Below are 9,488 nucleotides of genomic sequence, written 5' to 3'. Positions count from 1 at the left end.
CTGACCAGCCAGTCGCGCAGGCGGTAGGTGACCTTGCCCTTGCCGAATCCTTTTTCCTCAAGCCAGGAGATCATGGCGGCGATGGCCGCCGTATTGTCCAGCCCGTTCAGGAAATCGGAATTGACATGCGGACCGTCGCCGGCGTAGGCTTCCTCTTCGATTTTGCCCCCTTGGACAACCTCGATGATCTCGAGTCCGAACTGCTTGGCGAACTCCCAGTCGCGGGTGTCATGCCCGGGAACGGCCATGATCGCCCCAGTTCCGTACCCGGCCAGGACGTAGTCCGCGATCCAGATCGGCAGTTTGGCGCCATTTACCGGATTGACCGCATAGGCACCGGTAAACACGCCGGACTTCTCCTTCGCAAGATCGGTCCGTTCCAAATCGCTCTTGCGCGCAGCCAGTGTCTGATATTCCTCCACGGCCGAACGCTGGGCGTCTGTCGTGATCGACGCCACCAGCTCGTGCTCGGGTGCGAGCACGCAGTAGCTTGCCCCGAACAGGGTATCGGGCCGTGTTGTAAATACGGTCAGATTAGCCTCATGACCGTCGATGCCGAAGGTAACTTCGGCGCCCTTCGATTTGCCGATCCAGTTGCGCTGCATGTCCTTGATGCTCTCGGACCAGTCTAGCTCTTCCAGGTCCTCCAGCAGACGCTCGGCGTATTCGGTAATCCGCAGAATCCACTGGCGCATCGGCTTGCGGATGACGGGATGCCCGCCGCGCTCGCTTTTGCCGTCAATGACTTCTTCGTTGGACAGTACGGTGCCAAGCGCCTCACACCAATTCACCGGCACTTCAGCGACGTAAGCCAAACCACGCTTGTACAGCTGGATGAAGATCCACTGCGTCCATTTATAGTATTCAGGGTCCGTCGTACTGATCTCGCGGTCCCAATCATAGGAGAAGCCCAGCGATTTGATCTGGCGGCGGAAATTATTAACGTTCTTGATCGTGATATCACGCGGATGCTGCCCCGTATCGAGCGCATGCTGCTCGGCAGGCAGACCGAAGGCATCCCAGCCCATCGGGTGAAGCACATTATATCCGCGCATCCGCTTGTAGCGGGAGACGATATCCGTCGCCGTATAGCCTTCCGGATGGCCTACATGCAGCCCGGCTCCCGAAGGGTAAGGGAACATGTCGAGCGCGTAAAATTTCGGCTTGCCCGCTTCCTCACCGGTCTTGAAGGTATGATTTTCTTCCCAATACTTCTGCCATTTCGGTTCCAGTACCTGCGCCCGGTAACCTTGCGCGGTTGTATTTCCCTTGCTGTCGCTCATTTCCTATTCCTCCTTGAATTGCTGCGAACCTCCAAAAAAGCCTCCCATCCATAGCGTAAAAACGCTAGGGACGAGAGGCTGAATTCCCGTGGTACCACCCTAGTTAGCAGGCGGACATTCTTTGCCCGGCCTTGCTCACTCTACACCCTGTAACGGGGGCTGGCCGACGGCGGTTAACGCTTGGACACATCTCCGGTTAGAGGAACCGCTCTTGCGGTCCGAAAGAAGATGCCCAGCGGCTTGCGCCGTTTCTCCGAGGCGAGTTCATTTCGCTGTCGTCAACCGGCTTTCACCAACAACACCGGCTCTCTGCATAACGCATCCGAAATTAATGCTCCTCATCCTTGAATCATTTGAAGTTCATTTTCCACAACATTATATACAATACCGGCCTCCTCAGTCAATGCGCATTCTGTTATACCGGTTTTCGTTTCATATAATAGGTGATCACATGCTGAAGGACGACCTTTCCCGCTGCGAAGAAGGGCACGGCCAGAATCAGTCCGACAATACCGGCAAGCTCGCCGCCTACCAAGAGCGCAAAAATAATGAGCAGAGGATGCAGATGCAGCGTCCGGCCGACAACCTGCGGCGAAATCACATTGCCCTCCAGCATTTGGCATATCGTGTTCACCACGACGACAAGCATTACCAGCCGGAACGATATGGTCGACGCCATCACAATCGCGGGAGCCGCGCCGAGAAAAGGACCCAAATATGGGACGAGTTCAAATATGGCCACTACGCTCGCGAACAGCAGCGCATACGGCATTCCGATTAACGCGTAGCCGATATAAGCGAGTATGCCGAGAATCAGACTGACCAGGAACTGGCCGCGGATGTAATTGCCGAGCGCATCATCGATATCTTTTAACATCGTCACAATGGATTTGCGGCGGGAGCGAGGGAGACTGGACACAAGCATCCGTTCAAACACATCGAAATCTTTTAAAATATAGAACACCAAAAATGGAACGATAAAAGCGTCGAACAGCACGCCGATGGTGGTGCCGATATGGTCCAGAAAATGCGAAATTCCCGCGGCAAGCCGGTTCTCCAATTGGAAAAACCAGTTGTTGAGTCCCATTTCCACTCCGGGCGGGATCAGACGGGTATTCATGCTGTGCATCAGCCCCTGCGCTCTCAGCGTCATCTCCGGCAAATGCTCGTTAAGCTCCTCGAGCTGCTTAATCAGCATCGGAACGAGGTTGACGGCAATGACGGCAATCGTGGTCAAAAATACGGCATAAATCAGCAGAACGGCTGCTCCCCGGGGCACTTTGCGGCCAGCCAGCATGCTGACCACCGGGTTAAGCACGTACGATATGATCATAGCGGCCAGGAAAGGGGCCAGCACCGCTTTCAAAAAGCTGAAGATATGCTGCAGCATCGGATGAAGCAGCCAGACGAAATACAAAATGATCAGAGCCAGAAGCACCCCGACCATCCAGCGAAACCATTTATTCCCGGACCATTGCTCCATGGCGTTACCTCCTGCGGCAAACTGGACTGGCTTGTAAAATAAGTATATGTTTGTCCGCCGCAAAATAACCGCCGTTTCGCAAACCTGCATCATAAAGCGATTGCCCCGCATATTTTTCAAAAATAAAAACGCCCAACACCCCTGCCGCAGTACCCGCAGCAAGGAGATTGGACGCCGAGTAATCTTATGTAACCGCTTCTTGAGACAAGCGTTTTACGCTTGCCTCAGGAAGTGGCGTGAATGTGCGGAAATTCCTGCGCCATCTCTTCTCCGAAGAACAGATCGTCCAGCGAACTGAGCGTGCCGTCTTCTTCAACCTGATAAACCGACATCTTCTCGCCGTTGACCGTCAGTTCAATGAAACATCCCCAGCAATAAAATTGATGGGAACCAATCTTACCGATATCCTTGGACCCGCAATTTGGACACTTCATACATCATTCCACCTATCCGTTGACAATGTTAATATTCTTTTCTAATCGTTCTTCGCTGAGTGCCGGAGCCACCACTGCATTCTCTCCAATGGACATTCCCGGTATGCAAGGCAGCCATTTACGACCTTCCATCAAATCAGTCACAAGCCCGTCGCTAATTTCCAGGGCTACTATTGTGTTTCCCAACTTTTGGTCAAAATAAACATCGGACACTTTGCCAAGAATCGTTCCGGTCTCCGTCACGACCTGCATGTCTTTCAATTTGATCTTACCCTCCAGAAAGGAATGGGGTATGCTGCCGGCGTCCACCTTTCGGATAGACTCCTCATTCTGTATCATCACGGCATCCTCGCCGTAGGCGACAATGTCTTCCCATGCCACAACTTTCACATGACTGCCGAAAAAAGATTTGCTTTCCAGTTCAATACCCGTAATGTTCCAGTTTGAATCTAAAATACAGTCGACAATTTTGCCTACTTCCTTGCCTTCATCGACTCCAAACACATTCAGACCGATAAAATCCTGAAGTCTCATGGCCGCAATCTCCTCGTTATCATGAAGTCTAGGAGAATTCCGGCAGGCTCCATGCCGCCAAAAGCTCCTGAACTAAAAGGGAAACCTCACGCGGCGATAAAAGGCTCTACCCTTTATTACGCAGCCGATTCAAAATGGTTTCAATTTTACGGGCAACAAGTTCCATTTCTTCAGAAGTATTACCCAAGCCGGTGCTGAATCGAACCGCCGAGCTTAATTGGTCGTCCGCAAGGTTCATTGCCTTCAGCACATGGGAAATTTCGAGGGAGCCTGAGGTACATGCCGATCCGCTTGAAGCCGCGATACCCTCCATATCGAGATTCATCAGCATGACGTCCGTGCGGACGCCGGGAAAGCTGATATTCATAATATGCGTCAGACCGTGTTCGGCATTCCCGTTAATCTTATAGGAGTCCCGCCCGATTCCCTGGTCGAGTCCCTCTAGCAGACGATTCCGCAGCGCCAACGCTTCTTCATTTCTGACTTCTCGGCCCTTTACGGCGAGTTCGACCGCTTTGGCAAATCCGGCCGTACCAGCCAAATTCTCCGTTCCCGCCCGGCGCCCCCGTTCCTGCAAGCCTCCATACAGCCGGGGATGAAGCGGGACGCCGCGCCGGACATAGAGTCCGCCGATGCCCTGGGGCCCGTTGATTTTGTGTGCGGTGAAGCTCATATAGTCCACAGGCAGGTCTGACAGCGAAATCGGAATTGAACCCAGTGCTTGAACGGCGTCGACATGGAATAAAATCCCCTTATCCCTGGCCAGTCTGCCAATCTCTTCAATCGGCTGAATCGTACCTACTTCATTATTGGCAAACATAACGCTGATTAGGAACGTGTCGTCCCGAAGCGCCGCTTCGAGATCTTTCAGATGAGCCCGGCCCGTCTGATCCACTGGAAGGTAAGTTACGGAATAGCCTTCCCTCTCCAACTCCTCGCAGGCATGCAGGACGGCATGATGCTCGATAGCCGTTGTGATAATATGACCGCCTTTGCGGGAATGGGCTGCGCCGAACAGCGCCAGATTGTCGCTCTCTGTGCCCCCGCCGGTAAATACCCATTCATCCGGGGAGCAGCCTAAATTGGAGCTGATCGCATCGCGCGCTCCGCTAACTATCTTCTTGGCAGAGCGCCCGAACGCGTGCACGCTGGAGGCATTGCCTAATTGCTCGGTCATGATCTTCATCATGACTTCCGCCACCTCCGGGTGAACCGGCGTCGAGGCGGCATGGTCCAAATAAATTGGCTTCATATATAGAACTCCCTATCCTTATCTCTAAGTCTGTCCGATAAATTGTATATCATTCAGCATGCTCATAGGTTACCATAAATTAACAAAATGAATACAACCTTGTGACCACGCTATGAGAGCATACCGCAAAACATAAAGACCGGCAAGAGCCGTACCCAAATCCAGCGCTACTTCTTTAACGAGAGAACCAGAGCCTCGTAAGGCTGCAGCTTAAAAGAGGCGATATTCCTTGCGCTTTCAGCATAATTTCCGATCACCCATTCATTATTTCAAAGATTTTACAACCTGCAATTCTTCTACAATATCCGGAAAGATCTTATCCAGTTTATAAAAAGCCAAGAATACGATTTGCAGCGCTGCCAAAATGATCGGGAAATAAATGAACATGAAATGAATCGACGACAGAGCGGACGCGCTGATTGTAGCTTGACCTCCAACATATCCTCCTAGGGCTAGGCTCCAGCCGATAAATGCGGCCCCGAGACCGCCTCCCGCCTTGGTTCCAAAGCTTCCTGCGCTGTATACCAGTCCTTCCGTCCGCATTCCGGTCTTCCATTCGCCATATTCAATCGTATCGGCCAACATGGCGAAGAAGGTGCCGAGGATGGCAGCATTGCCAAGCGCTTTAATAATCAATCCGGTGCAGACAACTGCGAGGTTAGCCGGACTCACTGCAATGACAAGCGAACCCAGGATTAATAAAAAACTTCCAATAATAGATGAATTGCGTTTGCCGATCCTTTTGACTATGGGCGACAGGATCACATAGCCAAGCAGTTGAGGCGCAATCAAGGAAAAACCCATCACTCCTACCAGGTCAGCATTATGCAGCACATAACCGGCATAGTATACATTCATTCCAGCGCCGATGGAGTTATTGATAAAGTAAACTATGGCAAAACCAAGAATCAGCTTCCAATACTTGTTGCGAAGCAGTGCGCCAAAAGCACGCTTGAAGGGGATTGATCTTTGTACAACAGACGGGGTAACCGTTTCCTTGGTGCTAAAGAAAGTAACGAGGAAGAAAAAGGTTCCCAGCAATCCGAAGAGGACGAAGGTGATCACCCAGCCTTGCTGGCCGCCGCCAAACGCTTTCACAAGCGGCAGTGTTAAAAAGTTGATAAGCAACCCGCCTATCGTAGCCAGAGACATGCGGAAAATATTCAGCGAGGAGCGCTGATAAGGATCTTGAGTCATCATCGAATTCAGGACCCCGTACGGGACGTTGATGCTTGAGTAAATGAAATTCATCAATATATAGGTGAAGTAAACGTATACAAGTGTGATTGTCTCATTGGTATTCGGAACGGTAAATAAGAGAACTCCTGAAAGAGCAAACGGGCCTGACATCCAGAGCAGCCAGGGGCGGGCCTTGCCGTGTCTACTCTTCGTTTTGTCAATCAAGGCGCCTATTCCAACATCAATAAAGGCGTCGAGGACGCGCGTCACGAGCATCAATGTACCGATTATACCGGCATTAATCCCGATTACATCCGTGTAGAAGTAGGATAGAAAAGTCATTGCGGCGGAAAATAGAAGCTGACTGGCAAAATCTCCAAAACCGTATCCGATCTTCTCTTTCAAAGTGATGTTCGGGGTTGCTTCCAGTACAGCTTTTTCTCTTTTTACAAGCAAATTGCTCATAGGTTCTCCTCTTTTCACCGGTATTTTCTTTAAGACTTCTCTTTACGGAAAACGTTTTCCGAATAAAGTTCAAAAACCCTGGATTTAAGCGCATTCTAACGGAACGACGAAAGTATTAAAGTTGTTACAGAGTAAAATAACGGTAGTTTTGGGAAAACGTTTTCTGGAAACGATTATACTCTCCTCTACACACTTGGTCAAGCGCTTTCTTAACCAGTTTTATCCAAATCTAAACTTTCGAAATGCGGGGTAAATTGCGTATTTAAACAAACCTTTTCTGAAGCGCATGTCTCCTTATCCTATGCAGGAAAGTCGGTAAAACTTATGAAAATTACCATTAAGGACGTTGCCCGGATGGCCAATGTCTCCATCTCCACAGTATCTCGGGTTATCAACAACAGCCCATCGGTTGGCAGCGACATTCGCCAGCGTGTGCTGGATGTGCTGGAGGCCACTCAGTTTCGCCCAAATGCCATCGCCAGAACGCTGGTAAAGAATAAGACCTCGCTAATAGGCGTACTGCTTCCGGAAATTAAAAATAATGTATTGGACGATATGGTTGAAGGGATTAATCAAGTGGCCCAGCTATATGGCTATGACGTTGTGATTGCGTTATCTGGGGGAAATGAGGAAAGCGAGCTTCACTACTATAACCTGTTCCGGGAAATGCAGGCCAGCGGAATTATTATATCCGCAAGCGGAATCCGGGATTCTCTGTTCGAGCTCATTGAGGCTTCAAAAATCCCTAGTCTTCTAGTTGGCCGGGATTATCGCGAGAAATCCATTCCTTCCGTCCATGTGGACAACGTGTCGGCCGCCTTTGAGGCGGTAACGTATCTCATACAGCAAGGTCACCGCGACATTGCCATGCTGCAGGGTGCAAAAGGCGATATCTCAACAGGCAACCACCGGTTTCAGGGCTATGAACAGGCATTAAAGGCCGCTCATCTGCCCGTCCGTACCGAACGGGTATTGGAGAGCGCACTTTCGGTGGAAGAAGGCGCAGCTTCCATGCGGAAGCTTTACGACTCTGGGCCTTTGCCGACTGCCGTATTCTGCGCTACCGACCGGATAGCCATTGGCGCGCGATGAACTTTCTGGCGGAGATCGGGGTGAAGGTTCCGGAACAAGTCTCCTTCTTCGGCTTTGATGACATTGATATGACTGTGATCATTCGGCCCAAATTGTCAACGGTCCGGTATTCAGCATCCGAACTCGGCATGGTCGCCGCCCGTAATCTCATTAAGCTCATAAAAGGAGAGGAGCTATCCGCTTTCCATTGGTCCGTATCGCACCAGTTGGAGATTCGGGATAGTATTGCTAAATTGGGTTAGGAAAAAAAGAGCCTGTTGAGGTTTCTCAACAGGCTGAGTCCTCCAAGAGAGGACTCACTTCTTGTTTTTAAATTACAACTAAATGTAAAACATGTAATTATCTGTATGCGCTTCTTCCTTGAAGGAAATCAGATCCGCCAATGTCGTGGAGTCCAGCACATCGGCGATGCTGTCGCGGATACGCAACCACAGATCGCGCTTGGCCGGGTCGTCTTCTTCCGTGAAGTCCACGGGTGAGATCGGACCTTCCAGCACGCGAATAATATCTCCGGCAGTAATATCGGAAGCTTCACGAGATAAAATATAGCCGCCATAGGCGCCACGTATGCTCTTAACGAGACCCGCGTTACGAAGGGGAGCGATCAGCTGCTCCAGATAATGCTCGGATAATCCGTTTTTTTCGGCAATGCTCTTCAAAGATGTAGGACCTTCGCCAAACCTGACCGCGAGCTCCATCATGATGGTTAATCCGTATCGGCCTTTTGTCGATATTTTCAAAGGTGCACCTCTTTCAATGTAATAGCTGGGTATAGTATAATTGATAGTTGGTCAAAACAATAAGATAAATCAGCGTATTCCGATGACTGCTCTTGAGTTTATGTTATCATATCCGCAGACGTATTTGAAACACAAAACGTAATTTTTTTTACAGATGTGTTCTTCGATGGCGGACAGTGATGACACAAAGACACATAAGCGGCCTGTTTTACCCGCTGACTATTTCCGGTTCGACCGTTAAAGCTCTATCAATCTAATAAAAAAGAAGGTGATCTAGCGTGGCAAAAGCTATTGAAAATACCCGCGTCGTTGTCGGCATGTCTGGTGGAGTGGACTCCTCCGTTACGGCCCTTCTGCTGAAGCAGCAAGGCTATGACGTCATCGGCATCTTTATGAAGAACTGGGATGACACCGACGAGTCCGGCGTCTGCACGGCTGAAGCCGATGCGGAAGATGTGCGCCGCGTATGCGAGCAGATCGACATTCCTTACTATACCGTAAACTTCGAGAAAGAATACTTTGATAAAGTGTTCAAATATTTTCTCGATGAATATAAGGCCGGACGCACGCCTAACCCGGACGTTATGTGCAACCGGGAGATCAAGTTCGGCGAATTCCTGAACAAGGCGCTTCAGCTCGGCGCGGATTATGTGGCTACCGGACATTACGCGCGCGTCGTGGAAGAAAACGGCGAGTTCAAGCTGCTCCGCGGGGTAGACGGCAACAAGGATCAGACGTATTTCCTGAACGCATTGAATCAGCAGCAGCTGTCCAAAGCCATGTTCCCGATCGGTCATTTGCCGAAGCCGGAGGTTCGCCGGATCGCAGAAGAGGCCGGACTGTATACGGCGAAGAAAAAAGACAGCACCGGAGTCTGCTTTATCGGCGAACGCAATTTCCGGGAATTCTTGAGCCAGTACCTGCCAGCTAAGTCCGGCGACATGGTGGATATCGCCACCGGCGAGATCAAAGGGCGCCACGACGGGCTGATGTATTATACGCTCGGCCAACGCCAAGGTCTCGGCA

At 50.7% G+C, this 9,488-nt stretch carries 10 protein-coding genes and 1 other annotated feature; of the genes, 3 read left to right on the top strand and 7 right to left on the bottom strand.

Annotated features, from left to right (window positions below; genetic code table 11):
- From leuS to L691_RS0117810, 6 genes are all read right to left on the bottom strand, one after another.
- Window positions 1-1,283, bottom strand: a 1,283-nt coding sequence (gene leuS / locus L691_RS0117835) for a leucine--tRNA ligase (protein ID WP_025691777.1), incomplete at its 3' end; no start/stop codon positions are given.
- A gap of 63 nt (window positions 1,284-1,346) precedes the next feature.
- Window positions 1,347-1,637, bottom strand: a binding site (T-box leader).
- A gap of 61 nt (window positions 1,638-1,698) precedes the next feature.
- Window positions 1,699-2,766, bottom strand: a complete 1,068-nt coding sequence (locus L691_RS0117830; protein ID WP_025691776.1) for an AI-2E family transporter — start codon at window positions 2,764-2,766, stop codon at window positions 1,699-1,701.
- Window positions 2,767-2,990: 224 nt separating this feature from the next.
- Window positions 2,991-3,200, bottom strand: a complete 210-nt coding sequence (locus L691_RS0117825) for a hypothetical protein (RefSeq protein ID WP_025691775.1) — start codon at window positions 3,198-3,200, stop codon at window positions 2,991-2,993.
- A gap of 12 nt (window positions 3,201-3,212) precedes the next feature.
- Entirely contained in the window at window positions 3,213-3,734 is a 522-nt protein-coding gene (locus L691_RS0117820; RefSeq protein ID WP_025691774.1) for a PRC-barrel domain-containing protein, read from the bottom strand.
- Window positions 3,735-3,840: 106 nt separating this feature from the next.
- Window positions 3,841-4,986 (bottom strand): cysteine desulfurase family protein, encoded by a 1,146-nt coding sequence (locus L691_RS0117815; protein WP_025691773.1) that lies wholly within the window; start codon window positions 4,984-4,986, stop codon window positions 3,841-3,843.
- A gap of 264 nt (window positions 4,987-5,250) precedes the next feature.
- On the bottom strand, window positions 5,251-6,630 hold the full coding sequence (locus L691_RS0117810; protein WP_051459403.1) for an MFS transporter: 1,380 nt from the start codon (window positions 6,628-6,630) through the stop codon (window positions 5,251-5,253).
- Window positions 6,631-6,954: 324 nt separating this feature from the next.
- Between L691_RS0117810 and L691_RS29270 the strand changes: the two genes are divergently transcribed.
- Together L691_RS29270 and L691_RS33990 are read left to right on the top strand one after the other, a co-directional pair.
- The gene (locus tag L691_RS29270) at window positions 6,955-7,722 is read left to right on the top strand and encodes a LacI family DNA-binding transcriptional regulator (RefSeq protein ID WP_269634868.1); all 768 of its coding nucleotides are present in this window, start codon (window positions 6,955-6,957) and stop codon (window positions 7,720-7,722) included.
- Complete coding sequence (locus L691_RS33990) at window positions 7,719-7,964, top strand: substrate-binding domain-containing protein (protein ID WP_269634867.1); 246 nt, start codon at window positions 7,719-7,721, stop codon at window positions 7,962-7,964. The genes L691_RS29270 and L691_RS33990 overlap by 4 nt, the downstream gene beginning before the upstream one ends.
- Before the next feature lie 78 nt (window positions 7,965-8,042).
- On the opposite strand, the gene cymR is transcribed toward L691_RS33990, so the two are convergent.
- A complete protein-coding gene (cymR, locus tag L691_RS0117800; RefSeq protein WP_025691771.1) occupies window positions 8,043-8,462 on the bottom strand; it encodes a cysteine metabolism transcriptional regulator CymR in 420 nt (139 codons plus the stop codon).
- Window positions 8,463-8,740: 278 nt separating this feature from the next.
- Here cymR and mnmA point away from each other — a divergent pair.
- Window positions 8,741-9,488, top strand: a 748-nt coding sequence (mnmA, locus tag L691_RS0117795) for a tRNA 2-thiouridine(34) synthase MnmA (RefSeq protein WP_025691770.1), incomplete at its 3' end; no start/stop codon positions are given.

The sequence above is a fragment of the Paenibacillus zanthoxyli JH29 genome (genome assembly GCF_000520715.1).
GTDB classification, from domain to species: domain Bacteria; phylum Bacillota; class Bacilli; order Paenibacillales; family Paenibacillaceae; genus Paenibacillus_AQ; species Paenibacillus_AQ zanthoxyli.
The sequence above is the reverse complement of the archived record's forward strand: the minus strand, read 5'-3'. Positions and strand labels throughout refer to the sequence as shown.

Bases quoted from the DNA above. Each gene is read 5' to 3' on its own strand.
- L691_RS0117810 (WP_051459403.1), bottom strand. From the start codon at position 6,630: ATGAGCAATTTGCTTGTAAAAAGAGAAAAAGCTGTACTGGAAGCAACC.
- L691_RS33990 (WP_269634867.1), top strand. From the start codon at position 7,719: ATGAACTTTCTGGCGGAGATCGGGGTGAAGGTTCCGGAACAAGTCTCC.
- L691_RS0117815 (WP_025691773.1), bottom strand. From the start codon at position 4,986: ATGAAGCCAATTTATTTGGACCATGCCGCCTCGACGCCGGTTCACCCG.
- L691_RS0117830 (WP_025691776.1), bottom strand. From the start codon at position 2,766: ATGGAGCAATGGTCCGGGAATAAATGGTTTCGCTGGATGGTCGGGGTG.
- L691_RS0117825 (WP_025691775.1), bottom strand. From the start codon at position 3,200: ATGAAGTGTCCAAATTGCGGGTCCAAGGATATCGGTAAGATTGGTTCC.
- L691_RS29270 (WP_269634868.1), top strand. From the start codon at position 6,955: ATGAAAATTACCATTAAGGACGTTGCCCGGATGGCCAATGTCTCCATC.
- L691_RS0117820 (WP_025691774.1), bottom strand. From the start codon at position 3,734: ATGAGACTTCAGGATTTTATCGGTCTGAATGTGTTTGGAGTCGATGAA.